The organism is Streptomyces mirabilis (assembly GCF_018310535.1).
Classification (GTDB): domain Bacteria; phylum Actinomycetota; class Actinomycetes; order Streptomycetales; family Streptomycetaceae; genus Streptomyces.
In genome coordinates, this window is record NZ_CP074102.1 from 5,604,249 (window position 1) to 5,630,642 (window position 26,394).

25 protein-coding genes and 1 tRNA gene are annotated in these 26,394 nt (G+C 70.8%); 15 read left to right on the plus strand and 11 right to left on the minus strand.

Annotation, left to right across the window (positions count from 1 at the left end; genetic code table 11):
- Positions 1-270 precede the first annotated feature (270 nt).
- The 9 genes from SMIR_RS24705 (at position 271) to SMIR_RS24745 (ending at position 6,666) form a co-directional block, all read left to right on the plus strand.
- Positions 271-573: a hypothetical protein gene (locus SMIR_RS24705; protein ID WP_099922570.1), complete on the plus strand. Its 303-nt coding sequence runs from the start codon at positions 271-273 to the stop codon at positions 571-573.
- 118 nt (positions 574-691) lie between these two features.
- Entirely contained in the window at positions 692-931 is a 240-nt protein-coding gene (locus SMIR_RS24710; protein WP_054231821.1) for a chaplin, read from the plus strand.
- Between the two features lie 178 nt (positions 932-1,109).
- Positions 1,110-1,607: a DUF5949 family protein gene (locus tag SMIR_RS24715; RefSeq protein ID WP_168491695.1), complete on the plus strand. Its 498-nt coding sequence runs from the start codon at positions 1,110-1,112 to the stop codon at positions 1,605-1,607.
- Positions 1,607-2,218, plus strand: coding sequence for a vitamin K epoxide reductase family protein (locus SMIR_RS24720; RefSeq protein ID WP_168491693.1), 612 nt, complete (start codon positions 1,607-1,609; stop codon positions 2,216-2,218). Before SMIR_RS24715 ends, SMIR_RS24720 begins: the two co-directional genes overlap by 1 nt.
- 101 nt (positions 2,219-2,319) lie before the next feature.
- On the plus strand, positions 2,320-2,838 hold the full coding sequence (locus tag SMIR_RS24725; protein WP_168491691.1) for a hypothetical protein: 519 nt from the start codon (positions 2,320-2,322) through the stop codon (positions 2,836-2,838).
- 750 nt (positions 2,839-3,588) lie between these two features.
- Positions 3,589-4,176 carry a hypothetical protein gene (locus SMIR_RS24730; RefSeq protein ID WP_168491689.1) on the plus strand — a complete coding sequence of 196 codons (588 nt, stop codon included), beginning with the start codon at positions 3,589-3,591 and terminating at the stop codon, positions 4,174-4,176.
- Positions 4,177-4,206: 30 nt separating this feature from the next.
- Complete coding sequence (locus tag SMIR_RS24735; RefSeq protein WP_168491687.1) at positions 4,207-4,965, plus strand: YcnI family copper-binding membrane protein; 759 nt, start codon at positions 4,207-4,209, stop codon at positions 4,963-4,965.
- Positions 4,966-5,203: 238 nt separating this feature from the next.
- Complete coding sequence (locus tag SMIR_RS24740; protein WP_168491684.1) at positions 5,204-5,914, plus strand: hypothetical protein; 711 nt, start codon at positions 5,204-5,206, stop codon at positions 5,912-5,914.
- 119 nt (positions 5,915-6,033) lie between these two features.
- Positions 6,034-6,666, plus strand: coding sequence for a sigma-70 family RNA polymerase sigma factor (locus tag SMIR_RS24745; protein WP_168491682.1), 633 nt, complete (start codon positions 6,034-6,036; stop codon positions 6,664-6,666).
- A gap of 121 nt (positions 6,667-6,787) precedes the next feature.
- Here the strand turns inward: SMIR_RS24745 and SMIR_RS24750 are convergent, their stop codons facing one another.
- From SMIR_RS24750 to SMIR_RS24765, 4 genes are all read right to left on the minus strand, one after another.
- Positions 6,788-8,197: a Cys-Gln thioester bond-forming surface protein gene (locus tag SMIR_RS24750; RefSeq protein WP_168491678.1), complete on the minus strand. Its 1,410-nt coding sequence runs from the start codon at positions 8,195-8,197 to the stop codon at positions 6,788-6,790.
- Between the two features lie 274 nt (positions 8,198-8,471).
- A complete protein-coding gene (locus tag SMIR_RS24755; protein WP_168491677.1) occupies positions 8,472-8,939 on the minus strand; it encodes a single-stranded DNA-binding protein in 468 nt (155 codons plus the stop codon).
- 210 nt (positions 8,940-9,149) lie between these two features.
- Positions 9,150-11,324, minus strand: a complete 2,175-nt coding sequence (locus SMIR_RS24760; RefSeq protein WP_249938471.1) for a YfjP family GTPase — start codon at positions 11,322-11,324, stop codon at positions 9,150-9,152.
- Positions 11,325-11,329: 5 nt separating this feature from the next.
- A complete protein-coding gene (locus tag SMIR_RS24765) occupies positions 11,330-12,937 on the minus strand; it encodes a dynamin family protein (protein ID WP_168491670.1) in 1,608 nt (535 codons plus the stop codon).
- A 310-nt stretch (positions 12,938-13,247) separates the two neighbouring features.
- Here SMIR_RS24765 and SMIR_RS24770 point away from each other — a divergent pair.
- A tRNA-Arg gene (locus tag SMIR_RS24770) sits at positions 13,248-13,320 on the plus strand.
- A gap of 622 nt (positions 13,321-13,942) precedes the next feature.
- On the opposite strand, the gene SMIR_RS24775 is transcribed toward SMIR_RS24770, so the two are convergent.
- The gene (locus SMIR_RS24775) at positions 13,943-15,376 is read right to left on the minus strand and encodes an FAD-binding oxidoreductase (protein WP_168491664.1); all 1,434 of its coding nucleotides are present in this window, start codon (positions 15,374-15,376) and stop codon (positions 13,943-13,945) included.
- A gap of 77 nt (positions 15,377-15,453) precedes the next feature.
- Between SMIR_RS24775 and SMIR_RS24780 the strand changes: the two genes are divergently transcribed.
- Both SMIR_RS24780 and SMIR_RS24785 read left to right on the plus strand, forming a co-directional pair.
- Complete coding sequence (locus SMIR_RS24780; protein WP_168491661.1) at positions 15,454-16,116, plus strand: TetR/AcrR family transcriptional regulator; 663 nt, start codon at positions 15,454-15,456, stop codon at positions 16,114-16,116.
- Between the two features lie 51 nt (positions 16,117-16,167).
- Positions 16,168-16,461, plus strand: coding sequence for a Rossmann-fold NAD(P)-binding domain-containing protein (locus SMIR_RS24785; protein WP_248002929.1), 294 nt, complete (start codon positions 16,168-16,170; stop codon positions 16,459-16,461).
- Between the two features lie 211 nt (positions 16,462-16,672).
- On the opposite strand, the gene SMIR_RS24790 is transcribed toward SMIR_RS24785, so the two are convergent.
- Entirely contained in the window at positions 16,673-17,332 is a 660-nt protein-coding gene (locus tag SMIR_RS24790) for a response regulator (RefSeq protein ID WP_190168931.1), read from the minus strand.
- Positions 17,305-18,570 (minus strand): sensor histidine kinase, encoded by a 1,266-nt coding sequence (locus SMIR_RS24795; RefSeq protein ID WP_212728406.1) that lies wholly within the window; start codon positions 18,568-18,570, stop codon positions 17,305-17,307. Before SMIR_RS24795 ends, SMIR_RS24790 begins: the two co-directional genes overlap by 28 nt.
- A gap of 236 nt (positions 18,571-18,806) precedes the next feature.
- Here SMIR_RS24795 and SMIR_RS24800 point away from each other — a divergent pair, with 236 nt between their 5' ends.
- Positions 18,807-19,544, plus strand: coding sequence for an ABC transporter ATP-binding protein (locus SMIR_RS24800; RefSeq protein ID WP_168491658.1), 738 nt, complete (start codon positions 18,807-18,809; stop codon positions 19,542-19,544).
- Entirely contained in the window at positions 19,538-22,102 is a 2,565-nt protein-coding gene (locus SMIR_RS24805; RefSeq protein ID WP_168491656.1) for an ABC transporter permease, read from the plus strand. Before SMIR_RS24800 ends, SMIR_RS24805 begins: the two co-directional genes overlap by 7 nt.
- Positions 22,103-22,124: 22 nt before the next feature.
- Here SMIR_RS24805 and SMIR_RS24810 read toward each other — a convergent pair whose 3' ends face one another.
- The 4 genes from SMIR_RS24810 to SMIR_RS24825 all read right to left on the minus strand — a co-directional run bounded on the left by SMIR_RS24810 (position 22,125) and on the right by SMIR_RS24825 (position 25,786).
- Positions 22,125-23,075: a nucleoside hydrolase gene (locus SMIR_RS24810; protein WP_168491653.1), complete on the minus strand. Its 951-nt coding sequence runs from the start codon at positions 23,073-23,075 to the stop codon at positions 22,125-22,127.
- A gap of 149 nt (positions 23,076-23,224) precedes the next feature.
- Complete coding sequence (locus SMIR_RS24815; RefSeq protein WP_168491651.1) at positions 23,225-23,533, minus strand: DUF1876 domain-containing protein; 309 nt, start codon at positions 23,531-23,533, stop codon at positions 23,225-23,227.
- Between the two features lie 649 nt (positions 23,534-24,182).
- On the minus strand, positions 24,183-25,178 hold the full coding sequence (locus tag SMIR_RS24820) for a peptidase (protein ID WP_168491649.1): 996 nt from the start codon (positions 25,176-25,178) through the stop codon (positions 24,183-24,185).
- Between the two features lie 80 nt (positions 25,179-25,258).
- A complete protein-coding gene (locus tag SMIR_RS24825; protein ID WP_168491647.1) occupies positions 25,259-25,786 on the minus strand; it encodes a WxL domain-containing protein in 528 nt (175 codons plus the stop codon).
- A gap of 270 nt (positions 25,787-26,056) precedes the next feature.
- Here SMIR_RS24825 and SMIR_RS24830 point away from each other — a divergent pair, with 270 nt between their 5' ends.
- Positions 26,057-26,248 (plus strand): hypothetical protein, encoded by a 192-nt coding sequence (locus tag SMIR_RS24830; protein WP_168491645.1) that lies wholly within the window; start codon positions 26,057-26,059, stop codon positions 26,246-26,248.
- Positions 26,249-26,394 lie beyond the last annotated feature (146 nt).

Below are 26,394 nucleotides of genomic sequence, written 5' to 3' on the forward strand. Positions count from 1 at the left end.
ACGCGCCCTGGGCCGTCGTCAAGAAGAACCACCCTGCTCTCCGCGAGCGGGTGGCCGGCTGCCCTGGCGTGGGGAGCCCGAGCCGGGCGGCGCGCCGGGCCGCGGCCCTGGACGAGCCGCCGACCACAGGCTGTTCATTGCGGGTTGGACGTTCGGGTGGGGTGCGGGAATCGTCTGCACAGGGTTTCCTTCGTGTCCGGGTCTCGTTAGTCAGTCCGGAAAAAGCGGAAATTCCCTCCGGTGGCACCTGTCACCGAAGAAAGGAGCACGATGAAGTCCCTGAATGCTGCCGCTGTCGTTGCCGGGTCCGTGATCATCGCTGGTGCCGCCGCGCCCGCCTTTGCCGTCGAGGCCTCCGACCTCACGCCCACCAGTCTCAACAGCGCACTGGAGACCATCGCCAGCCAGCGCTCGCTCAGCCTGAAGGACGTGCAGCCCCTGCAGCATCAGTCGAACGCGCTCGACACCGAGAACAAGAGTTCGGTGCTCAACGCCGTGAGCGGCACGACGAAGGCGCTCAACGCGGCCGGCGGCCCCGCGCGGCTCCTCGGCGGACTTCCCCTCCGGAACTGATCGGTTCCCTCCGGAGCCAGTCGGTTCAGGGAAATGGATTCACTTCATCGCGTGTCTTACCGAAAGGCCTGCGGACTCATCCCTAGGCTGAAGCAAGTCACCAAGGAAAGGACGGACGATGAACCTTGCCAAGAAGGCCGCTCTCATTTTCGCCACCGCCGGAATGGCCGCGGGTGCCGCCGCAGGCAGCGCCGTCGCCGATGCCGGCGCACAGGGCTCGGCGGCCAATTCCCCCGGTGTCGCCTCCGGCAACGTCATTCAGGTCCCCGTGGACGTTCCGGTGAACGCCTGTGGCCTCAGCGTCAACGTCATCGGCGCGTTGAACCCGGCGTTTGGGAACGTGTGCGACAACAAGTGACGTCGTGCCTCCTCGGTTGAGGTCGCACGCGGACTGAAAGGGCTGATTCCGTACCCGCGGAGTCGGCCCTTCGCGTTGTTCGAGGAGCATCCCCCATTCGTGTGGTCGCCCGTCGGTCGTCGGCCATTCGGGTGAGAAATCGGCCAGGCCCGTTCGGGTGCGTCGATAAGGTTCCGCGGTGACCTCAACCTCAAGCCAAACGCGCCCTTTCCGGGCCGCCGATCTCGGCACGCTCGCCGTCATTGCCTTCAGCGGTGAAGTGCCCGACGGCGACATGCCCTATCTCCTCGCCTACTCCCTGGGCGACGGTGAAGGCGGCCCGGAGGCCGCCACGGCCGCCATCGAGCAGTTGCTGCGGAACAACGGTCTGCCAGTCGGCGACTCGCTACTCGACGGGACCCGGCAGCCGAGCCTGCCGCTCACCCTCCTTGTCGAGGCGGGCCAAGCCGTCGTCACGATGCCGTACCTCAACGCTCAGTGCGTCGTGCCGCCCGAGTGGCTCGCGGCGGTCGGTGAACGGGGCTACGCCTACTTTCTGTTCGCCACCCGCGCCTGGCCCGAGGCCGAGCCCGGCAAGCCCGTCGAGCCGGAGAGCCTGGCGGCCTTCGCGGGTAACGAGGAGATCCTGCTCAGCGCGGCCCATGTACTCCTGCCCGCGCACAGTTTGCGCGGCTGATGACACGGACCGCCGGCGGCGCCGCGAGGGTGCGGACCGCGGGGGGCAGCCGCGCGTTCGCCCTACTACTGGTGATCACCGGCGCGGCCGGTCTGCTCGCCGCGTGGGTCATCACGATCGACAAGTTCAAGTTGCTGGAGAACCCGAACTTCGTGCCGGGGTGCAGCCTGAACCCGGTCGTCTCCTGCGGCAACATCATGAAGAGCAAGCAGGCCGCGGCCTTCGGGTTCCCCAACCCGATGCTCGGCCTGGTGGCGTACGGCATCGTGATCTGCGTCGGGATGAGCCTGCTCGCGCGGGCCACCTACCCGCGCTGGTACTGGCTGACCTTCAACGCCGGCACCCTCTTCGGCGTCGGATTCTGCACCTGGCTCCAGTTCCAGTCGCTGTACCGCATCAACGCGCTGTGTCTTTGGTGCTGTCTGGCATGGGTCGCCACGATCATCATGTTCTGGTACGTGACGTCGTTCAACGTACGGCATGCATTTCTGCCCGCGCCCGGCTGGTTGCGGGGATTCCTCGGAGAATTCACCTGGGTCCTGCCGGTCGTGCACATCGGGATCATCGGGATGCTGATCCTGACCCGCTGGTGGAATTTCTGGACGAGCTGACTATTGGGTCCGTCAGGGGAATCTTGAACTGAAGGCGTTCTACGGATCGTTACCCGGTATGGACGCAGATCCACCGAATCCTGAAAGGGACCGTACCTGAGATGAAGTCGATCACTCGAGGAACTTTTGCCGCCGTCGTCACCGGCGTCGCGGCAGCGATGGGTGCCGCCGCCGTGACCCCGGCCGTCGCGGCCGAAAAGGTTCCCGTCCCCGTACCTCTGGACGGCGTGGGGCGCGCCCTCAACCTGCAGACGCCCAAGATCGCCGGGGAGCTTCCGGTGCCGATGCCGGGCGGGCCCGAGGGGCCGCGGTACGTCGAGGGCCGACTGCTCCCCGACCGGGCGGTGCCGCGACTGCCGGTCGGCGCCGGACTGCCCGGGGCGGGTTTGCGCACGCCCCTTCCGAACCTCCTCGGGCACGGCTTCGACCACCTCGGGGCGGACGCGCCTGCCGCCGATCTGACCACGCTGACGCCGGGGCTGGCCGTGGACACCCCGCTCAGCGCACCCAACCCCGACCACTACGGTCTGCCGGACCTGAAGCTCCCTCAGGCCGCCGTCCTCGGACCACTGCTGAAGACGGTGCCCGGGGCGAACGTCGGCATGGGAGAGGGGGATTAGTACTTCGGTTGTGCTTCTCCATTTGTCCTGGTCAGCGCGCCCGTTTCGCATCCAGTGGGCTGATGCTGCATCAGGGCAGTGGTGGTCCGTGAGCCGCTCGATCGGGGTGCGTTGAGACTGCCATGGAGTCGGATATCGAAGCAGGGCTGTGGGCCACCCAGTCGGAGTCATGCCGCTGTGGGTGGGCCGGCGGTTCGGGCGCAACGAGCCGGCTGGCGACGGGCGGGCGCGATCCCCGCTGATGGCATCGGATCGTGGCGGAGTCGCCGTAGTGCTCAGAGGCCGGGAAAGCCGGTCACACGGCAAAGCGGCGACAGCGTGATAGCAGCGAGGCTGCTGTGGGGGAGGAGCGATGTTGAAAATAGTGGCGCGCCGTTGAGGGTGCTCGCTTCCGCGCTGCCGATCGCCTGGGTGATCGCTGATGCGGCCTAGGAGCAGGTGAGTCCCGGCGCGGTGGTCGGGTTCTCCAGGTCGGCCGGGTTGCGGGCGGTCAGGGGTTTGCCGGGCAGCCGACGGGTTCGCGACCTCCACGTCGTCCGCCACTGGCGACCAGTCGGCAGACCTCGGTCGCTACGCCCTGACAGCCGTCGAGCACGACACAGCGAAGCGGTATGTCAGGTTCCCACCTCCCTCCCGGCTCGACCGGACCCTGCCAGAGCGGCGTTTCGAGGCCCCCGGACGGCCTCGGAGGAAGCAGCTGCTCAGGAAGCCGCGACGGCCGTTCGCCCGCCATGGCAGTATCTGGGCTCCATGAGTGCGTCCCCAGAGGTACGGAGCCTGCGCGCGGCGGTGTTCGCCGTGCTGTGCGTGCTGCTGGCCGCCGGGGGGCACGGGCTCGCCACCGGTCAGGCGCCGCCGCTGTGGGCGGACGGCGCCGGGCTCCTCGCCGTCTTCTCGGCCGGCTGGCTGCTGGGCGGACGCGAACGCTCGCTCGTCGGGATCGGCGGCGGGATGCTGGCTGCCCAGGCCGGACTGCATCTCGCCTTCGAGGCGGCCGGTCCGCGGATGGCGATGGACATGCACGGCGCGCACATGGCGAACCCAGCAGGGCACGCCATGACACCGCACGCCACCGCCGCCCACGTGGTGGCCGCCCTCCTCGCGACCTGGTGGCTGCGGCGCGGTGAAGCCGCGTTCTGGTTCCTGCTGCGACGGGCCGCAGCTCTCGTACCGGGGCTCGCCGCCTGGTGGCGGGTGCGCGCGGGGTGGTCCGCCGTACCGACCCGGCCGGCCGTCGTATGCCGGACCGCGCGGGAACCTCGGCCGCTTCGGCAACTGCTGCTGCGCCACGCGGTCTCCCGTCGGGGACCGCCGGCAGGGCTCGCGTACACGCCCTGACCGCATCCCCACCAGTACGGAGTTCCCCTGATGTCCCCGATTCGCACCACCCTGCGCCGCGCCGGCCTTGTCGCCGCCCTCACCACGGCCGGTGTCCTGGCCGCCGCGGGCGCCGCCTTCGCGCATGTGACGGTCCACCCCGAGACCTATGCCAAGGGAGCCACGGACGGTGTTCTCACCTTCCGCGTCCCCAACGAGGAGGACACCGCAAGCACCACGAAGGTGCAGGTCTTCCTGCCGACGGACCACCCGGTCCTCGGCGTGCTCGTCACCCCTCAGGAGGGCTGGACGGCGCAGGTGACGACCACGAAGCTCAAGACCCCCGTCAAGACCGACGACGGCACCATCACCGAGGCCGTCTCGGAGATCACCTGGACCGGCGGCCGGATCCGTCACGGCCAGTACCAGGACTTCAACGTCGCCTTCGGCCAGCTGCCCGACGACACAGACCAGTTGAGCTTCAAGACCCTGCAGACCTACTCGGACGGCAATGTCGTCCGCTGGATCGAGGAGGAGCAGAAGGGCGCGGAGGAGCCGGAGAACCCGGCGCCGGTGCTCACCCTGACCGCCAAGGACGCGGAGAAGGGTTCCGACGGGACCTCGGACTCGGCGTCGGGCTCCGCCTCGTCCTCGTCGTCGAGCTCGGCGCCGGCCGTCGCGGCCGACTCGACGTCGAGCAGTGACTCCACGGCCCGTGGCCTGGGTATCGCCGGACTGGTCGTGGGCGTCCTGGGCCTGGCCGGGGCCGGCTACGCCCTCGCGCGCGGCCGGCGTGCCCGCTCCGAGTAGGCGAGCGGCCTCTCACCGGTTCTCACCGGCTCCCATCGGCTCTCACCGGCCGATGACCACGCGCTGAACGGTTGCCGTCCCGTCGACCTCGCCCTCCGTCGGCGGGACGGATTCCCCCACCAGCTCGCTCGTGAACACCGTGCGTCCGAAGCGAGTTGAGCCCGCGCATGAGTGGGGGGTGAGAAACTTCCGTACCCTCCCGTGAAGCCTGTTGCCCAGATGCGAGGATGAGCCCGCCATGACTGCTGGGTGGTGTTCTCGCACGGTACGGGCCGCGGTGTTCGCGGTCGTCTGTGTGCTGCTCGCCGCCCTGGGGCACGTGATGATGTCCGGCGGCACCGTGCCCTGGTGGGCGTTGGGCGCCTCGGGCGCGGTGATCGGCGGCGCGGGCTGGTGTCTGGCCGGCCGGGAACGCGGACTGCCCCTGATCGTGTCCGCCGTGGTCGCGGCGCAGGCAGCACTCCACTCGGTGTTCTCGCTCGCGCAGTCTTCGGGATCCCTGGGAGTGTGGGGTGCGGCGGCCTCGGTCTTCACCGGCCACGACATGAACTCCATGCCCACGGGTCCCATGTCCATGAGTTCTATGCCCCCGAACTACGTGTCCATGGACTCGACACGCATGGACGCCATGGACATGGGCGCCATGGACCACCTGGGGCACGCGGCGGACGGCACGTCGTCCTCGCTCGGCATGCTCGCCGCCCACCTGCTGGCCGCCCTGCTCTGTGGCGTCTGGCTCGCGCACGGAGAGCTAGCCGTCTTCCGTGTCCTGCGGGCCCTCGCCGGCCTGTTGGCAGCCCCGCTGAGGCTGCCGCTCGCGCTGCCCGCGCCGGTGAGCCGCCCGCGTCCGCGCGTCCGCCGCGTCCGCTCCGCCCGCGCGCCGCGCCGGCTCCTTCTCGTCCACGCGATCACTTCTCGGGGTCCGCCCGCCGGGACCGCTGTCGTCTGAAGACAGCCGGTACCCCGAGGCCGCCCCTGTGCGCCCCGGGCTCGGCCGTACGCCCTCGTGCGGCCGGTTTCGCTCACCGGACCCTTGGGCCGCCCTCGCGCGCCGGGTCCGGATCCCGGATGACCCGAGAAGGACACCAGGTGAACACTCCTGCCCTGCCCACCTCACGTGACGCGTCGCTGACGGCCTGGGCGCTGGCCGCCCGCGCCGGCGACCTCGACGCCGTCGACCAGTTCGTGCGCGCCCTGCACCGCGACGTACGCCGTTACGTCAGCTATCTGGGCGCGGATCCGCAGACCGCCGAAGACCTGGCCCAGGACACCTTCCTGCGCGCCCTCGGCAGCCTGCACCGTTTCGAGGGCCGCTCCTCGGCCCGTACCTGGCTGCTGGCCATCGCGCGCCGGGCCGTGATCGACAGTTTCCGCACCGCGGCGGCCCGGCCCCGGCTGGCCGACTCCGACGACTGGCAGCTCGCCGCCGAACGCGCCCAGCCGCGCGGGCTGCCGGGCTTCGACGACGGCATCGCGCTCGACGAACTCCTGGCCGAACTGCCCGAGGAGCGTCGCGAGGCCTTCGTGCTGACCCAGCTCCTCGGACTGCCGTACGCGGAGGCGGCCCTGGTGAGCGACTGCCCCATAGGTACGGTCCGCTCACGCGTGGCCCGTGCCCGCAGCGCCCTGATCGCCTCGCTGTCCGACGCCGAACGCTGTGGACTGCCCGAGCGGCGCGAGCTGGTCGGCGCGATGGCCTGACGGGCGCGGCCGGAAAGGGGCGCGGCCCCGGTCGCCTGAGGGCGGGCCGGGGCCGCGGCTCACGGAGTCACCGTGCTGCGGTCACTCACTGTTGAGTTGCCAAGGTGCGGTGCCGCTGTGCTCAGTTCTGCGCCGGTGCCTTCTTCTTGCGGAGGAGGAACACCGCCGCGCCGCCGATCACGACCAGGGCGACGGCGATGCCCGCGATGATCGGGGTCGCGCCGGAGCCGCCGGTCTCGGCGAGGTTGGTGCCCCCGGTGGAGTCGGCGCTCGCCAGAGCCGGGCTCGGCTCACCGACGGTCTGGGTCGTGATGTCGCTCGCGCTGCCCTGTGTCTTGCAGTCGAGCATGCCGGTGAAGTGCTTCTCGAAACCGTTCGGACCCGTCAGAGTGAAGTCGTACGCCTGGTCCTCCTGCAGCGGGACCGTCACCGTCAGGGACTTGCCCGCGGCGACGGTGCGCTCGGCCCCCATCAGCTCGAAGGTGAACGGCGCGTCGCCCGTGACGGTCGCCGTGACGTCCACGCCGCCCTTGGCGCAGTTCGTCGTGGCGGACAGCGCCGGTATCGCGCCTTCCTTGGCCCAGTTCGCGGTCGCCGTCGCCGAGACCGTCGACTCGCTGGAGCCCGCGAGGATCTGTGTCTGGCTGCGGGTCCCCGAGGCGAAGGCCCGGCCGACCGGCACGGTCGTCGACGCCTGCACGGTCAGCGCCGCCGAGCCGTCCGTGGCGTCCTTCGGCACGTCGAAGTAGAGCCGGCCGCCGTCCGTCGCCGAGGTGATCGCCTTGCCGTCCTTGCCGACGACCTTCACCCCACTGGCGGCGGCGTCCGCGGGCGGCGTCACCGTCACGCTGTCCGCGTCGGTGTGCACCGTGATCGGGCCGAGCCTCTCGCCGGCGTGACCGGAGACCGCGGGCGGGTCGAGTGTCAGCGAGGCCTTGGGCTCCGCCACGTTCCGCGCGTTCTTCTGCAGGTAGTCGGCGAGCTTCTCCGCCTGCGGGTTCAGCGCGTCCACGTCGGCGCCGTCCGAGTACCGCCAGATGGCCACCTGGGTGCCGGCCGCCGCGTCCTGCTCGGTGAGGCCGTGTGCACCGGCCATGTCGGCCAGCGCCGCGAGGTCGTTCACCTGTGGGTAGGAGTGCTGCAGGATCCAGCGAATCTTGCCGGCGTCCTTGTTGCCGTTCAGCGAGGTGCCGCTCCAGGAGGTCTCCTGGTACTGGGCGTCCCGCTGGGTCGGGTTGTGGAGGTCGATGCAGTACGTCTGCAGCATGCCGCCGCCGTCGACGGACATCTCGAACAGACCGGCGGACACCTGCTGGTCCACGCCGTTGTCGTGGACCACCGCGGCCCCGTACGTCTTCAGACCACCGATGGTCGCGGTCGCGCCGCCCTGACTCTGCGGGGCATCGTCGGCGGTGGCCGCACCGGCGGTGGCCAACGCCCCCGCGGCGACGAGCCCCGACACCAACGTCGCGGCGGCGAGGCGAGCGGCCCCTCGCCTGCGCGCGGACCACGCAGAGAACGAAGAAAACACAGAATTCCCCTTCGAGCAGGACCCGTTGACATGGGGGGACGGTCCCGCCAGCAGAATCAGAAGCCCCGTGAGCTATGCCCGGCATCCTAAGGACGTGGGCGCACCGCGCTTCCCGGTCCTGCCGTCGGATAACCGATCCGAATCGGAATCGTTATCGGTCGGCGAGCCTGTGAGCTGCGCTTATCGACAAATCAATGAGGACTGTCCGGAACGGATTTGTCGATAAGCCGCAGTTCGGTCAGGTCGCCCGGCCAGTGCGATTCCGTACCTGACGTCAGGTCACTCCGGCGGGTTCCGGCTGCTGTTGGGAGTCTTCCAGGGAACGACTCTCCGGCTCCGTCTCCCAGTTGGGCTCGGGACGGGGGGACGCAGTTGTGTCGCCTTCCTTGTTCGGGCGCCGGAAAGCCGAGGTGCCGCGCGAGAGGTCGTGGCCGATGGCCACCGCGTCGATGTCCGCCGACGTCCAGCTCTGTCCTTCGCGTACCTCGGTACGCACCTTCAACCTGCCCTGCACGATGACGGGATCGCCCACCGACAGCGATGCCCCCACGTTGGTGGCGAGCGCGCGGTTCGCCCACACGGTGAAGAAATTGGTGTGCCCGTCCGTCCAGGCGCTCTTCTCGCGGTCCCAGTACCGCGCCGTCACCGCCAGGCGGAACCTCGCCGACGTGCCGTTCGCCAACTCTCGGTAGACCGGCTGCGTCGCCACGTTCCCCACCGCACACACCAGCGTCTCGTTCATGCCCGACCCCTCTCCCGTACGAATGCGTCTGTCGCGGCGTTCGCGTGCTCTGCGTTCACACGCTCCGCGTTCGCATGCGCTGCGATCGCCGCGAGTTCAGACTGCCTTCGTCGGGCCGGGCCCGCTGAGCCCTGTGTGCTACCGGCCGGTTGTGGACAACCGCGTCACCCGAAGGGGTGGAGGCACTTCAGGCCGTGGAGTGCCTCCACGTCATCCGACCGGCGCCGACGCCCCCGTGACCCGCCCGTACTGCTCCCGTACCTCCCGATACCGCAGCAACTCCGCCGCCACCGGATCGAGTACTCGCGCCCTCCCGCACCCGGCGGCGGCCTCGCGCAATCGCCGTTCCGCTTCGAGCCCGTACCGCTTGGCCGGTCCGCGCGCCGCCATCCTGCTGCCCCACTCGACGGCCGGGCCGCCGATGATGCCCGCCAACATCAGCAGCACCGGCACCCCGAGGTTCGGCGCCATGAACCCGATGATCTGCCCCAGCAGCCACAGCCCGCCGATGATCTGAAGAATCGTCATCGAGGCCTGCGCGAGCACGGCGGCCGGCCACCAGCCGGGCCGCGGCGGCCGCCCCACCGGTGCCGTGGCGCGCGTCGCCATCTCGTCCAGCGCCTCCGGCAGCCCCTGCGCACCGCGCACGGCCGCCTCGCGCACCGCCTGCGCCCAGGGCGCGGGCAGCCCGCGGGCCGCCCGGTCCGCCACCGTACGCACCGCCTGTTCGACGCGCTGCCGGGCCGTGGCCTCCTCGTCCGCGGGTGCCCGTACCGACAGCCGGCCCGTCGTCGAGTCCCCCCGGTCCTGGACCCAGCGCCACAGCCGCAGCCAGGGGGTGCCGCACGCGCGGTTGGCGTTGCGGCGCCACGCGCGCTCGGCCGCCTGGCCGGCCGCCGTGGCGCCCACCGAGTCCGCGAGCCGGTCCGCGAACTCGTCGCGCGCCTCCTCGCTGAGCCCCGTACGCCGCCCGGTCGAGTAGACGGGACGCAGTCGCGCGGCGGCCGCGTCGAGATCGGCCGAAATTCGACGGGCGGCGGCGCCCCGCTCGGCCAGGAACTGGCCGAGCGACTCGCGCAGTTCGCCGATGCCGTCCCCGGTGAGCGCGGACAGCGCCATCACGGTCGCGCCCGGTTCGCCGTACTCGCCCAGCGCGATCCCGTCCTCGTCGAGCAGTCGTCGCAGATCGTCGAGAACCTGGTCGGCGGCCTCGCCGGGCAGCCGGTCCACCTGGTTGAGGACCACGAAGGTGACCTCCCCGTGGCCCGCCATGGGCCGCAGATACCGCTCGTGGAGCATGGCGTCCGCGTACTTCTCGGGGTCGACGACCCAGATGACCGCGTCGACGAGCGCCAGGATGCGGTCCACCTGCTCGCGGTGCTGGACTGCCGCGGAGTCGTGGTCGGGCAGGTCGACCAGGACGAGGCCGCGCAGTTGTGCCTCCGCCTCCGGGCTCTGCAGGGGACGTCTGCGCAGTCGTCCCGGGATGCCGAGCCGGTCGATGAGGGTCGCCGCGCCGTCGCTCCAGCTGCACGCGATGGGCGCCGCGGTGGTGGGCCTGCGCACGCCCGTCTCCGAAATGGCCACCCCGGCGAGCGCGTTGAAGAGCTGCGATTTGCCACTGCCGGTGGCCCCGGCGATGGCGACGACGGTGTGCTCACCGGACAGCTTGCGGCGCGCCGCCGCCTCGTCGAGGACCCGGCTCGCCTCGGCGAGCGTCCTGCTGTCCAGCCGGGTGCGCGACAACCCCACCAGCTCGCGGAGCGCGTCAAGGCGCGACCTCAGGGGTCCGTCGTACGCGAGCGGGGGCGGCGGGGCCTGTACGGCGGTCTTGGTCTCCAGGACCAGGGACGGGGCGTGTGCCTCCTGGCCGGGAGCCGTCTCGGACACGCGGCGGGCGATCAGCCCGTCGTCCCAGGCGGTCTCCGACTCGGCACGGGTACCGACGTCGTCGGTCTTCACCCGTGAGTGCCCGGGGTCGTCCTTCACACGTGTCTGCGCGCCGCCACGCGGGGCATCGAAGGCGACCTCCTGGGCCCGCTCGGCGTCCTCCGTCTCTGTCTCCGTCTCCGCCTTCGCTTCTGTCTCCGTCTCCGCCTCGGCTTCCCCCTCCGGCTGCGCCTTCGTCACGGACTCCGGGGGAGCCTCCATCGCGGCCTCCCCGGCGGCGGGCTCGCCGTCCGCGGCTTCCGTGGCGAAGGACTTCGGGGAGTCGGCCTCGGAACGAGAGGCTTCAGGGCGGCCGTTTTCGGAACTTCCCTGGTCGGACGCGCCCCCGTGGTCGGAGGCGTCGTGACCGGACATTCCGTGATCGGACGTGCCGTCTTCGGGGGAATCGTCTCCGGTGTGGTCGGCGTGATCCGTGTGGTCTGTGACGGCAGTCACCGCGGTCACCTCTCCTTCTGCAGTACGGACAGCGCGGCGATGAGTTCGGCCTGGGGCTCTGGGTGCACGTCGAGGGCGTCGAGCGGGGCGAGACGGCGCTCGCGCTCGGTGTGCAGGGCCCTGTCGAGGTACTCGGCAAGGAGGCGCCCGCCCCTCTCGCGCAGCCGCAGGGCGCCGTGCGCGCCGAGCCGCTCGGCGAGCCCCTCGCCCGCGTTGCGTGCCCTGTGGCCGCCCAGGAGCGCGGTGGCCACCAGCGCGGCGACGACCTCGGCGTCCGGGGCCACGCTCTTGTCGAGGCGGCCGACCTCGTCCTCGGCGTACTCCTCCAGGACTCGCCGCCAACGTCGTACGGACATCCCGATCCGGTGCTCGGCGCTCTCCGGTGTCGGATCACGGTCCGTCAGCCCCGGAGCACCCGAGGCCGGTTCGCGCCGCCAGGCGTCGTCCACGCGCTCGTCGGCGGCCGTGACGGCGCACAGCAGGAGTGCGGCCAGGCTCTCGACGAGCGAGTCGAGCAGTTCACCCGCGGTGCAGTCGAGCGGGTAGGCGCGCCACCGCTTGAGCGCGTCCCCGGAGAGCACGGCACCGGTTTGCAGACGCCCCTTCACACGCGCGTGCTCGCTGTCGTACGCCCCGTCGACGGCGGCGGTGAGCCGCAGCGCGGCCGCGTACTGCGCGGCGGCCGCACCGGCGAGCTCAGGCATCCGGGCCTTGAGCGAGTCGAGGAGTCCTTGGGCCGTACGGGCCATCGCCGCGTGCCGGGCTCCGGGATCCTGTGTCTGGTGGACGAGCCACGTGCGCAGCGGCGCGACGGCCGTGGCGGGCAGCAGGCCCCCGCCCCACGCGGACTCGGGCAGTTCCGGCACGGTGAAGCGGGGCACCTCGCCGAGCCCCGCCTTGGTGAGCAGGGCGCCGTACTGCCGCGAGACCTCGGACACCACCTGGTGGGGCACCCGGTCGAGAACGGTCACCAGGGTCGCCTTGTGCTCCTTGGCGGTACGCAGCAGATGCCACGGCACGGCGTCGGCGTACCGCGCGGCCGTGGTCACCATGACCCAGATGTCGGCAGCACAGATCAGTTCGGCGGCGAGTACGCGGTTGTCGGCGACCAGGGAGTCGATGTCGGGCGCGTCGAGCAGGGCGAGGCCCCGGGGGAGGGTGTCGGCGGTTTCGATACGCAGCACCCGTTCCCCGCGCTCCATGAGGGCCTGAAGGTCGTCGCCGGGTTCCTGGTGGGGCACCCACGCGCGCGTGAGGTCGGGCAGCACCCGCATTCCACTGAACCAGTGATGGTCCTCCGGATGGCACACCAGTACCGGCGTCCGGGTCGTCGGCCGCAAGACGCCGGCCTCGCTGACCCGGCGTCCGACGAGGGAGTTGACGAGAGTGGACTTCCCCGCTCCCGTCGACCCGCCGATCACGGCGAGAAGTGGTGCTTCGGGTTCCCTCAACCGGGGCACCAAATAGTCGTCTAGTTGTGCGAGCAGTTCGTCGCGGTTGGCACGCGCGCGTGGAGCCCCCGCCAGGGGCAGCGGGAAGCGTGCGGCGGCGACACGGTCGCGCAGGGCGGAGAGTGCGTCGAGCAGCTGAGGCCGTACGTCCAAGGTCACCACATGCGAAGAATGCCCAATTTTGGAGGCTTTCTGAAGCATATGGCTATGTCTGCGCGCCGACAGGACACACGGGGCGGAAGGGACGACTGGGGCGCAGGCATAACGAGTGCACAACACCCGATGCGCGAGACGCCAAAAGCGGTGCACGATTCGTACCTGCCTGCGATTATCAGGACCGCTTCACTGAACCTCCACATTGAGCCACGGAGGCGAAGCACCAGGGACAAGGACCCGGGAGCCCTATCCTTGTCCCCGGCAAGGTCACGGATCGGCCCACACCCGGGCACCACGAAACCGGCCACCACACCTGGCCCCCGTAGCTCAGTGGATAGAGCAGGCGCCTTCTAAGCGCTTGGCCGCAGGTTCGAGTCCTGCCGGGGGCGCTCTGTCCGTGCACTGTTTCCGCCCTCCCTCTGGGAGGGCGTTTTTGCTGGTCTTGGGTGTGGTCTCTCTGCCCATCCGCAGACCTGCCCGGCCGAGGTGAAGCCGTCGGCGGCCACCGGCGGCCGCCCGTTCCTGGGGCATGAAGTACTTCTCACCGCGCACCGCGCCGGTGCCGGGCGGAGGTGGCCTGTGATCCGAACGGCGGTCGGGCAGGACGTTGCCGCCAGGCGCATCCTCCGCGCATCGGCCTAGGAACGCACGCCGCGACACCGAGGTGCCGGGCCGCGATCCGCGGCCCGGCACCTCACTTCATCCTTCTCGAACTTTTCGAACTTTTCGAACCGGGGACCGGTCCAGGCGGGAGGGGGATCCGTCCCCGGCGCGCCGATCCGGCAGGCGCGGACCGGGCCTTCGGGAAGCCGCGGCAAAGGACTCCCGCCGAAAGGTGAGCAGGGTGAAGTGCGGGCCCCGGAAGACGTCGAAGAGACGTAACGGGGAGCCCGTACGGTCCGCGCAGGGGGCGTCGGGTGCTCTGTCGCCCGCGCGCAGGGCACCGTGGGCCGGGGGGAAGTCGGTTCGTTCGGGGTAGTCCGTTCGGCCGGGTCATTCGGTTCGGCCGGGTCATTCGGCGGTTGCGGGCGTGATGTTCTTGTTGAAGCGGAGCAGGTTGTCCGGGTCCCAGGCGGCCTTGACCGCGCGCAGCCGCCGGTGCTTGGCCTCGCTGCCGTGCACGCCGTGCCGCCACGCCTCGCCCAAGTCGTCGGTGAGGTTGGTGTAGCCGTTGGTCAGCGAGTGGGGCCGTACTGCCGCGTCGATGGCCGTGGCCCACTGCTCGTACTGGGTGTCGCGCTCCGGCGTGTCCCACATGCCGACGGCCTCCCACAGCCAGGCGGCGCCCTCGCGGGAGAAGGCCGTGGCGTCCTCGGTGACGTCCTCGGAGATCGCGCCGCCCATGCACCAGAGGTTGATCGTGGCAGCGGCCCCGGGGTGTGAGGGTGCGGCGGCGGCGTTCCGCAGCAGGGCGTCGACGACGTCGGCGGACAGCGCCGGCAGGTACCCGCCGCGCAGGTTCATGCGCTTTCCGTACGGGGCTACGGCGTCCAGCATGCTGTTGGCCCGCGGCCAGGGCATCTTCGTGACCAGGTTGGCCAGCGGCCGGCCGAGCGCGGCGAGCGCCTCGACGACCTGGTCGGCCTCGGCGGGATTCCCGCTGTGAACGGGGACGAGGACGAGCACCGGCTTGCCGTGCGCCTGCGGCGGCAGCATCGGCAGCGCGGGGGCCGGGGCGATCGCGGCCAGCAGGCCCAGTTCGCGCGGGGCCGTGGCCATGTGCGCCGGGAGTTTGCCGAGGATGTCGGCGGCCTGGTCGAAGGGGAAGATCAGCTGTCCGGCGACGACGTCGGGGCCGACCGGGTGCGCGCGGTACTCGAAGGCGGTGACGACGCCGAAGTTGCCGCCCCCGCCGCGCAACGCCCAGAACAGCTCCGGGTTCTCGGCCTCGTCCGCGCGGACCTTGCGGCCGTCCACGGTGACCATCTCGCAGGCCAGCAGGTTGTCGACGGTGGCGCCGTGACGGCGCATCAGGTGGCCGATGCCGCCGCCGAGGGTCAGTCCGGCCACGCCGGTGGTGCTGACCGTGCCGGCGGGTACGGCGAGGCCGTGCCGGTGGGTGGCGGCATCCAACTCGCCGAGCAGGACACCCGGCTGGGCCCGCACCACCCGCGTCTTTGGGTCGACGGTGACCGCCTTCATCGCCGAGAGGTCGACGACCAGCGCGCCGCCGGGCATCGCGTACCCGTCCGAACCGTGCCCGCCGCCGCGTACGGCCACCGGGATGCCGTGTGCGGAGGCGTGGCGCAGGACTGCCGCGACGTCGTCCTCGTCGGCGCACCGCGCGATCAGCGCGGGGCCTTCGTCGGCGGCACGGCCCTGGTAGACGGCTCGGGCCGCGTCGTACCGGTCGTCGCCGGGTCGCAGCACCGCGCCGTGGAGGTCGGGGAAGGCGGGGAAGTCGGGGGAGCCGGCGGGGGTGTGGGGGTCTGTCGACGTGGTCATGGGGGCCTCCTCGTGCGGGACAAGAGATAACCGGAAAATCAATTTCCGGTTATGTCGGAGGCTAACATCGGAGGCAAATGAGCCCGTCCACACCCCCTGGCGACCGTCCACTTCGCGCCGACGCCCGCGAGAACATCCGGCTGATCCTGCGGACCGCCCGCGAGGTCTTCGCCGACCGCGGGTACGAGGTGTCGATCGAGGAGGTCGCTCGCCGCTCAGGGCTGGGCATGGGCACCATCTACCGGCACTTCCCGAACAAGAGCGCCCTGGTCGAACGCGTCGCGATCGACGTCATGACGGAGACGTCCGCCGAGATCGAACGCGCCCTGGCGGAGGAGCCGGATCCCTGGGCGGCCTTCACGCGGGTGATGCGGCAGATGGCGCAGGTCCGCAGCAGCCAGATGTTCCCCGTCTCCCGCAGGCGTACGACGGAGCCGGGGCCCGAACTCATGGCGGCCCGAGCCGCTCTGCTGGTCGACCTCGACGGCCTGGTGACGCGGGCTCAGGACGCCGGAGGCCTGCGCAAGGACGTGAACGTGTTCGATCTCGTCCTGATGCTGAACTCGATCCCGGCCCGCATCCCCGACGACGAGACCGCCGGCCCGTCGGCGGATCTCGCGGGCCGCCACCTCGGCGTACTCCTCGACGGTCTGCGCTCCCCAGGCGAGGAAACGCTGCCGGCACCGGCCGCCGACCGCCGCGATCTCGATCAGTTCTTCCGGACGCGATTCGGCTTCTGAGTCGGCTGGCCGACAGCGTGGGGGCCCGGCTTCTTCCGCACCGAGCTACTGGTGGACGCCTCCACCACCTGGCCGGAGCGGACCGTGGAGGACTACGCCGAGAGCACCGCGGGGCAGATCGAGGGCTGGAAGTCCATGAACGGCCGGCAGAGCGGTGACCCGGCCAAGCTCGCCGCCGCCCTGCTGAAGGTCGCCGAACAGGACGAGCCGCCGGCGCGGTTCGGCGTCGGCGCCGACGCCATCAACTCCGTAGAGGAGAAGGCCGATGTGCTGCTGGCGGTAAGACATCGGCCTCCATCGGCCTCCAGGAGAAGGACGACTTGTCACGCACGTCTTCTGTCCTGACGAAGCGTCTTTCGAGGCGCTTCGTCAGGACAGTCCTGCCCATCAGGAGAGGCTCGCCATGGAAACGCAAGCACTCAACGGGCGTATCGCCCTGGTCACCGGCGGCACGACCTCGCAATGATCACGAAAGACATATCCGTGAAGAAGCGGTTCAGGATCGCGGCGATCGGCGGGAAGATCGACCTCGGCGCGCTGCTCTCACACTGAGCCGTCACGCACGCAGATAGGCCAGGACCGCCAGCACCCTGCGATGGGTCGCGTCGGCCGGAGGCAGGTCCAACTTGGCGAGGATGCTGCCGATGTGCTTGCCCACGGCCGCCTCGGAAACCACCAGTTCGCGGGCGATCGCGCCGTTCGACCTGCCCTCCGCGATCAGCGCCAGGACCTCACGCTCACGCGGGGTGAGCCGCTCCAGCGGATCGCGGCGCCGGCGCAGCAGTTGACGTACGACTTCGGGGTCGACGACCGTCCCGCCGTCCGCGACCTCGCACAGGGCGTCCACGAACTCCTCGACCTGCCCCACCCGGTCCTTCAGCAGATAGCCGATCCCCGATCCGTCGCCGGTGTCCAGCAGTTCCGAGGCGTACGTCCGCTGCACGTACTGGCTGAGCACCAGGACCGGCAGCGTGGGCCGCTTCTCGCGCAGCCGCACGGCCGCGTGCAGCCCCTCGTCCTCGAACGCGGGGGGCATGCGTACATCCGTCACGACGATGTCGGGTGCGTGCTCCTCGACCGCGGCGACCAGAGCCGTGGCGTCCCCGACGGCCGCGACCACCTCGTGGCCGCAGCGGGTGAGCAGGCCGACGAGCCCCTCCCGCAGCAACACGCTGTCCTCGGCCAGAACTACGCGGAGCGATCGGTCCGTTCGCAAGGAAACTCCACACGCAACAGGGTCGGTCCGCCCCGCGGACTGGACAGGGAGAGTCTGCCATCCAGCACCGACACCCGGTCCGCAAGCCCGGTCAGCCCGCTGCCGGCCCCGGCGTCCGCGCCCCCACGGCCGTCGTCGCGCACCTGAAGGAACAGGCGCCCGTCGCGGTGCTCCCCGCTCACCGCCGCGCGGCTCGCCCCGCTGTGCCTGGCGACGTTGGCGAGGGCTTCGCAGACCACGAAGTACGCGGCGGCCTCGACCGCCTGGGGCAGCCGTCCTGGCAGTTCCAGGCCGTCGATGTCGACCGGGACCGTGGAGCGGTCCGCGGCGTCCGCGACCGCTGCCTGGAGGCCGTAGTCCGTGAGGACCTTGGGGTGGATGCCGTGGATGAGTTCGCGCAGCTCCGCGAGTGCCCTGCCCGCCTCCTCGTGGGCCGTGGCGAGCTGGTCGGCGAGTGGTCCGGGCGGCGCGTCCAGACGGGCCAGGCCGAGCGTCATCGTCAGGGCCACCAGGCGCTGTTGAGCCCCGTCGTGCAGATCGCGCTCGATGCGCCGCCGCTCCGCCTCGAAGGCGTCCACCAACCGGACGCGTGAACGCGCCAGTTCCGCTACCTTCGCACCCAAGTCGCCTTCCCGCGGCGCGATCAGCACACGCGTCAGTTCCGCTCGGGCGCCGGCCGTGACCCCCAGGACATAGGCACCCAGCGCGAGGAGGACAAGCCCCAGCACGGCTGTGCCGAAGGCCGTCGGCCAGGTGGTGACCGTCCACTGTTTGAGCACCTTGGCCTCCCGGCCGTCGCCGGCCGTGGCCATCAGCAGCGGGGTCGCTGCCATGGACAGCGGGGCGAGCAGGGCGACCGTGATCGCGAGGGCGTCGACCGGCCACAGCAGCCCCGCGAAGAGCAGCGCGTACCCCAACTCCCGCCATGTCACCCGCTCCCTCAGCCGCGTCGTCAGCCAGGACCACAGACCCCCCGCCTCGGGCACCCGGTGCCGGTCGGGGGCCGGGTCCCGGTCGATCAGGCGCAGCCTGTGCCGCTCCACCCAGGTCACCGCGATACCGGAGAGGGCCGCGAGGAGCAGCAGCGGAAGCCCCACCAGCACGAGGGCGAGGACGCCGCCGGCGACCACCGTGATCACGATTCCCACGAGGGCGGCGGCGCCGGTCAGGACGCCGGTGAGCAGGTATCCGGTCGAACGCCACGGCCACGACGACAGGAGGTAGTCCGACCGGGGCATGGCCTGCCAGACATTCCGGGGGTACGGGGGCGGAGGGTGCGCCGGGTGGGGGCGCGTGGGCTGACGGTTCATGGACTGACGGTTCATGGGCCGGGGATGCATGGGCGTCACCGTAGAAGGGCCGCCCCGGGCGGTGCCATCGGGGCAGGGGGCGGACCGGGGGTATGCCTGGCCCTACCCCAAGTCTCGTTTCTGCCGCACTGCGCCGCGGTGCCTCCACACGGTTTCGTGAAGCCATGAACATCGACGCGATCCAGTTGCACTCCGTCAGCAGGCAGTACGGGTCGGGCGACGGAGTGGTGACGGCACTCGACGAGGTCTCACTCGCCTTCCCGGGGGGAACCTTCACCGCCGTCATGGGCCCCTCCGGCTCGGGCAAGTCGACCCTGCTGCAGTGCGCGGCGGGGCTGGACCGCCCCACATCGGGGTCGGTCACCGTGGGCGGGACCGATCTGACGAAGCTGAGCGAGACCAAGCTGACCCTCTTGCGACGAGAACGCATCGGGTTCGTCTTCCAGGCGTTCAACCTGCTGCCGTCCCTGACCGCCGAGCAGAACGTGGCGCTGCCCCTGCGCCTCGCGGGCCGCCGCCCCGCCAGGGCCCGGGTGCGCGAGGTGCTCGGACAGGTCGGCCTGGGCGACCGGGCGCGGCACCGGCCGACGGAGCTGTCCGGCGGTCAGCAGCAACGCGTCGCCCTGGCCCGCGCCTTGATCACCCGCCCCGAGGTGCTCTTCGGCGACGAGCCGACCGGCGCCCTCGACTCGCGGACCAGCCGTGAGGTACTGAGCCTGCTGCGCGCCATGGCCGACGAGGAACGCCAGACGATCATCATGGTCACCCACGACCCGGTGGCCGCCGCGTACGCCGACCGCGTGGTCTTCCTCGTCGACGGACGGGTCGACGACGAGGTGGCCGGCGCCGGCGCCGACGACATCGCCGCGCGCATGACCGAGCTGGAGGCCGCGCCGTGCTGAGCGTCACCCTGCGCACCCTGCACGCCCGTTGGATCACCTTCGTCGGCAGTTTCGTCGCGCTCGCGCTGGGCGTCGCGCTCATCGCGGTGATGGGCCTGTCCCTCGCCTCGTCACTGAACGCGCCCGACGGGAGACCCGAGCGGTTCGCCGCCGCGCCGGTCGTGGTCAAAGGGGCCGACACCCTGCGCGTGCCCACCTCGACCGGTGTCCGGGTGCACAAGCTCGCTCAGCCGCGTGCCGTGCCCGCCGGGACCGTCGCGAAGCTGAAGAAGCTCGGCACCGTCGTCGAGGACCGGTCGTTCGCCGTACGGGCCCGGGGCGGCCCCGGCGACCTGGTGGGCCACCCCTGGTCCACCGCCGCCTTCGCCCCGTACGAGATCGACGCGGGACGCGCGCCCCGGGCGGCCGACGAGGTCGTCGTCAGCGGCGACTGGGCGAAGCCGGGGGAGCGCGTACGGACGGATCGCGGCACGGTACGGGTGGCCGGCACGGTACGAGTGGCCGGCACGATACGAGTGGCCGGCACCGGACGGGGCGGAGCCACCGGACGGACCGGCGCCACTGGACGAGTCGGCGTCACCGGACAAGTCAGCGGCGCAGTCGCCCGACGCGGCTTCGAGAACGCCGTCTTCTACGCCGACGAGCGCGCCGCCGCCCTGTCGCCCCGCAGCGTCCAGCTCGTCGTGGACGCCGACACCGCGGCCGTGCGTGAGGCGGTGCGCGGCAGCACGGGTGTCCAGGTCCTCACCGGTGACGCGCGCCGTTACGCCGACGCAGACCCGGACCGGGACAGCGAGGCGCTCACCGCGATGGACGCCATGTTCGGCACGGCCGGCGGTGTCACCGGCTTCGTCTCGGTCTTCGTGGTGGCGTCGACCTTCGCCTTCGCGGTCGCTCAGCGGCGCCGGGAGTTCGGGCTGCTGCGCACGGCCGGGGCGACCCCGGGACAGATCCGCCGGATGGTCTTCGCCGAGGCCCTGGTGGTGGGTGTGCTCGCCTCGGCCACGGGATGCGTGCTGGGCGCGTACGGTGCGCCATGGCTGGCCGCACGGATGGTCGACGGCGGGCTCGCGCCGGGCTGGTTCACCATCGGCGACGCCACCTGGCCGTACCACCTGGCCTTCTGGACGGGCCTGTTCGTCGCGCTGTGCGGTGTGGTGGCCGCCTCCTGGCGGGCGGGCCGCACGGCCCCAGTCCAGGCGCTGGGCGAGGCCTTCGTGGACGCCCGGGCGATGACCCGGGGCCGCCGGCTGTCCGGCCTGGCACTGCTGGCGACCGCCGCCGTGACCCTGGTCCTGGCCCTGGTCGGCGACCCGGGCGAACTGCTGCACCGGAAGACCTATGTGAGCCGGCCGATGCTGCTGATCACCGCCGTCGCCCTGCTCGCGCCGGTCGTGGTGCGCCCGCTGACCCGGCTGATCGCCTGGCTCCCGGCCCGACTCCCCGGAGCCGGCGGCATGCTGGTCCGGGAGAACGCCGCCGCCGGTGTGCGCCGCACCGCCGCGATCGCGGCGCCGGTCCTGGTCACCGTCGCGCTGGCCGGCTCGCTGCTGGGCGCCACCGCGACCCTGAACAAGGCGAAGGCCGACGAGACGCGCCGGCATTCGGCCGCCGACTTCGTCGTCACCCCGGCGAGCGGCGCGGGCTTCGACGCGGCCACACTGCGCGGGCTGCGAAAGGTGTCCGGCGCGGAGGTGTCCGCGACCTCGTCGAGCGCCGTCTATGTTCTGGAGGACGGCGTGTCACTGGCCAAGTCCGAGGCGCGCGCGGCGGATCCCGGACCGCTCGCCGCCACCACCCGGCTGCCGGTCGAGGCCGGGAGGACGAGCGACCTCGACGACGACTCCCTCATCGTCAACCGGGAGTGGCAGCGTCATACCGTGGGGCAGCGGGTGCGGGTGTGGCTCGGCGACGGCACGAGGAAGTCGCTGCGGATCGCCGCGGTGATGACCACCGGCACCGGCGACAACGGCGTGTACGTCACTCCGCGCAACGCCCCGGGCGCGACCGTCGACCGGGTCGACGTCGCCCTCGCCGCCGGTGCGGACGCGCACGCCGTGGCCGCCGCACTGCGTGCGGCGGTGCACAGCTCGGGCGGGCAGGTCCTCACCAAGGACCAGTGGGTACGCGCGAGTCACCCCGAGACGAACCGGACGACCCGGCTCGGCCTCCTGCTGGTCCTGGGCATCGCCCTCCTCTACACCGGCATCTCCCTGGCCAACACCATGGTCATGGGGACCTCCGACCGGGTGCGCGACCTGGCCGTGCTGCGCCTGGCGGGAGCCACCCGGTGGCAGGTGCTCCGGCTGGTGGGCGCCGAGGCGCTGACGGTCGTCGCGGTCGGCGGAGTGCTGGGGCTCCTCGTCGCGGGGCTCAACCTGCTGGGCACGTGGAGCGCCCTGGGTCTGCTGTCGGCCCCGACCACGATCGAGATCCCCTGGACGGCCGTCGGTGCGGTCCTCGGCGCCTGCGGGGTGACGGCCGTCGTCTCGTCCGTCATCCCCGCCGCACTCGCCCTGCGGCGCCGGGCGGTGGAACTGGCGGGTGTCCGGGAGTGACGCCCAGTGCCCTCCCGTACCGCTACGCGGAGGTCCGCGCGGTGGTCGCCGCGATGGTTTCCAGCGAGCTGATGAGCAGGTCCCACAGGCGCTCGGTGTGCAGCTTCGTCGCCACGGAGGTGTTCGCCGGGCCGGAGCGGCCGCGGAAGTCGGTGACCGTCATGCCGTAGGTCGCCGTACCCCGCAGCTCGACCTCGACATGGGCCGGCGTGACCTCCATCAGGCTCGGGTCGATGGCCCGGCCGACCGCGCACGCGTCGTGGATCGTGGCCATCGCGCCGTGCACCTTGCCGACGTTGGCGTTGTAGTGGTCGAGGAGATCGACGACGAACCGGGACACGGGTGTGCCCAACGCCCCGATACGGGACAGCAGTTCAGGTGTGGCGGCGGCCTGTGCCGTCAGATCGAGACCGACCATGGTCAGGGGCCAGCCCGCCGAGAAGACGACCGCGGCCGCCTCGGGGTCGGCGTGGATGTTGAACTCGGCCGCCGGTGTGATGTTGCCGCGGGTGTACGACCCGCCCATCAGGACGACCTCCTTGACCAGTTCGGCGATACGGGGCTCCCGGCGCAGCGCCAGCGCGATGTTGGTCAGGGGCGCGGTGGGGACGAGGGTGATCTCACCGGGGTGGGCGAGGACCGTCTCGATGATCAGATCGACGGCGTGCCGGGGGTCGGTCTCCATGGCCGGAGGGATGAAGGCGGGGCCGTCCATTCCGGTGTCCCCGTGGATCTCGGCGGCGAGGGTCTGGTCCCGGACGAGGGGACCGCCGGCACCGGCCGCGACCGGTACGCCGCGCAGGCCCGCCAGGGTGCAGACCTGCCGGGCGTTCAGGGTGACCTTCTCGATGGTCTGGTTGCCCGCGACGGTCGTGACGGCGACGATCTCGACGTCGGGGTTCCCGGCGGCGAGCAGGATGGCGATGGCGTCGTCGAGCCCGGGGTCGCAGTCGATGATGATCTTCTTGGGCATGGGCGTCCTTCGGGGTGGGACGGGATGCGGACCGGATCACTGAGAACAGCATGCGCCAGGCCCACCCTGCCCTGGTCGGCCACACACCACTCCTGTCGGCCCCACCCCGCCCCTGTCGCGAAGGCTCACCTCAGCCGATGCGAGGTGGCTCACCTCAGCGGATGCGAGGTCCTCCCCGACGCCTCGTCGATCTCGTCGTGCGCCTTGGTCAACAGCTTCATCGCCAGTTCGTTGAGCGCCCGCGCGCCCGCGACCTCCTCGCCGACTCTCGGCTGGTTGGAGTCGGAGGGGTGGCGGCTGGCGTACCCGTGAGCGCGTACCTCGTTCCCGTCGGGGAGCCGGAGGAGAGCGGCGGCGCGGGTGCGGTGGTCGTCCTCCTCGAACTCGATCTCGACGTGCCAGCCGACGGCGGTCCGTGTCTGCGCGGCGGCCGGTTGCGACTGTGTCGTCTGTGTCATTGCGATCACCTCCGAGGCGGGCCCCGGCCCCTGATACGGGCCTCGGCACCTACTACCAGAGTGTGCTTCTTCCCCCGACTCCGCACGGGATGACGCCCGATGGCGACAAAGGGTGACCGGACGACTACGAACCGCCCGCGCCAAGCCCGTTGAACCAGTGAGGGGCCGGCTATCGGCGCGGTCGGTGGCCGTGACACCTGTGCAACTGACGATCGCCAAGGGCGCGGTAGAACTTTCCCTGCTTCATCAAGGCCCCGCGCACGGCGCGGGCGCGCGCCGCCTCTGCGGCGCGGCCTGCCTCCTGTCTTCGCCCCGGCCGGCCGCGCCCGGCGGCGCGCTAGGTGGAGCGGGCAAGCGCCGGCAGGTCAGCACAGTCCGGCAGCGAGTGCACCGGCATCGCCAAGCGGTTTACGTGACACGAGCGCGGCCGTCTGCGGCCATGGTCGTAGTGCTGTCGAGACAGGCCGGCTGCGGCGGGGGTGGCGTCCGGGCCGAGCGACGAGGCCGCGCGGAAAGGCCGTGGGGCCGAGCGCCGTACCGCCGCCGTCACGGATGCGGCAGCGTGAGCGGATCATTGCTGAGACCTTGGCTGAGGGGGAGCTGCTGCTGCCGCGCAGTGGCTGAGCCTGGCGTGGGCGCTCCGCGAGGTTCAGGAATCATCGCCTCCGGCGTTTCGCCGATAAGTACGGATGATCACGAGCGTCGAGAAGATCACGAGGATCAGAGCCGTCGATGCCGAGATGAGTCTCCAGTTCAGCGAGCTTGGCTGATCATCGCTTGAAAGGACTGCCGCGGCCATGCCTGGCCCCTTCGGGAAGGTGATTCGAGCTCCATGCGTCACCTCCAACAACCCGCTTTTCAACGTAAGGGAGACGTCCCACGGGCCGTCCGTGACCTGATCGGTCACGATGACGTTCACCGACGCGGACTGGCCGGGCGCCAGGCTCTTTCCGGAGTCAACCGGGTAGGGCCCGGCGCTGATGTTTCCGGATACCTGGGACATCTTCAGGGCGCCGGTGAGGTCCAGAGCACGGCCACCGGTGTTGTGGACCTTGGCGTGTACGACGGCGCGCCCACTGACATCACGCTCAGCCGTCATGTTGTCCACCGTGAATCGGGCACGCGGCGGGTTGTTGCCACCCACCGAGAGGTAGAGCCGGATTCCGGTGCGGCTGACCAAGGTGATGCCGCTGCCCAGGTCGCGACCGCTGACCTGCGCCCATACGACGCCGTATCGCTCGCCGGGGGCAGCGTCCTTCGGAATGGCGATGGTCACGGTGTCTCGGGCTCTGGAGTGAGCGGGGATGTCCAGGCTCAGCCGACCGGGCTTGATCCAGGTGGTGAGCTCGTTACCGGTGTTTCCGGCAGCGCCGACGAAGGAACCCCGGCGGATATCAGCGGCGCCAGGGTAGACCGCGACATGCAAGACGTCGGCCGATTTGTTCGACACTTCGATGCGCCGCTTCACGGTGACACCGGGTTTTAGGCTGTCGACGATGTACTGCCTTGCCCGTGGGTCTTTGACGAGGTCGGCAGGGACATCGACGAGCCGAATTCCCACGGCGTCCGGGGGGTTCGGTCGCTGTACCGGATCCGATACGAGGGATGTGGCCGAAGCGGTGCTGGTGACCAGGGCAAGCGCCATGGCCACCAACACCGCGAGGGAAGAGAACCTGGGCACAGGGCTTTACGGTTTCCTTTTTTGCGGTAAGGACGTACGAGGTCTCAGGCGACGGAGTGGGTGATCGTCGAGCTGTACGTTCCCGCCAGCGCGTTCGCGGGGATGGTGAGATGGATCGTCGGGTTCCAGGTGGCCGAGTTGATGCCACTCACGCCGGTGGCCACCTGGACGGGGCCAGGGGGATAGAGCGGGTTCAAGTCGCTCGCGGTGACAGTGGCGGTGCCGCTGACCGAGGCCGACGGTGTGGTGTAACTGCTGGAACCGGCAGCGGATACGGAGATGCTCTGGGGGCCGGTGAAGTCGACTGCGCTTGCCGTGGCGGTCCAGCCCGCGGTGCCGCCTCGACCGTCTGTCACCGTGACGTTGCCCAACTGGCTGGAAACCGATTGCGGACTGCCGCTGACGCCGACGGTGCCGAGATTTACGGGCCCCGTCGGGACACTGATGTCGAGCGTCCCTGACGAGACCTGGACGGTGACCGGCGTGTCCGCCGCCGAAGCCGGCATCGGGGACGCCAGTACTGCCACCGCCGCTCCGGCAATCAAGGGGCTGATGACGCTACGAATTCTCATGGGTGCGACCTCGCTTGGCGACCGGGGGAGGTTGGGGCGGCACGGCAGGGGCCGATGCGCAATTGCACGTTAGGGGGAGCATGATCAAGAAGCGCACGGACTCCATTGCGTGGAGGCTCGATCCACTCGCACGGCGGAGTTTGGGGGCGGCTGACGCGGCCATGACCGCGAGCACCACCAAGGACAGTCCCGACACCGACTCTCCGCTCGTGGTCTGCGGTGCAGTGATGAACTCTCTACGACGAGTACGCGTTGCCCACGGGCGCCAGAGTGCCGGCAGATGTCTTCATCCATCTCGACGAAGTCCCGGACGCCGTGGTGCTGGCCGAGGTCATTGCGATGCCGCAGGGAATGGAGCTGCCCGCCCTCGGGGCCCGCGTCGAGGGTCAGGTCCTCTGGCGCGCCGAGCACAACCGCCAGGTGAAGGTCGGGCTCGACGAGTGGACGACGATCAACGAGTGATCATCTCCGGGCCGTTCCTGGGCCGTGCGAGGTCGCTCGGCGGTGACCGGCGACCACGACCAGTGACAGGTCGGCCACCGGCACGGTCGGTGAACGGCCAGGTCACGGCCCCCCGGCCGAACGGGTTTCCTTCGAGGGGTAGCCGT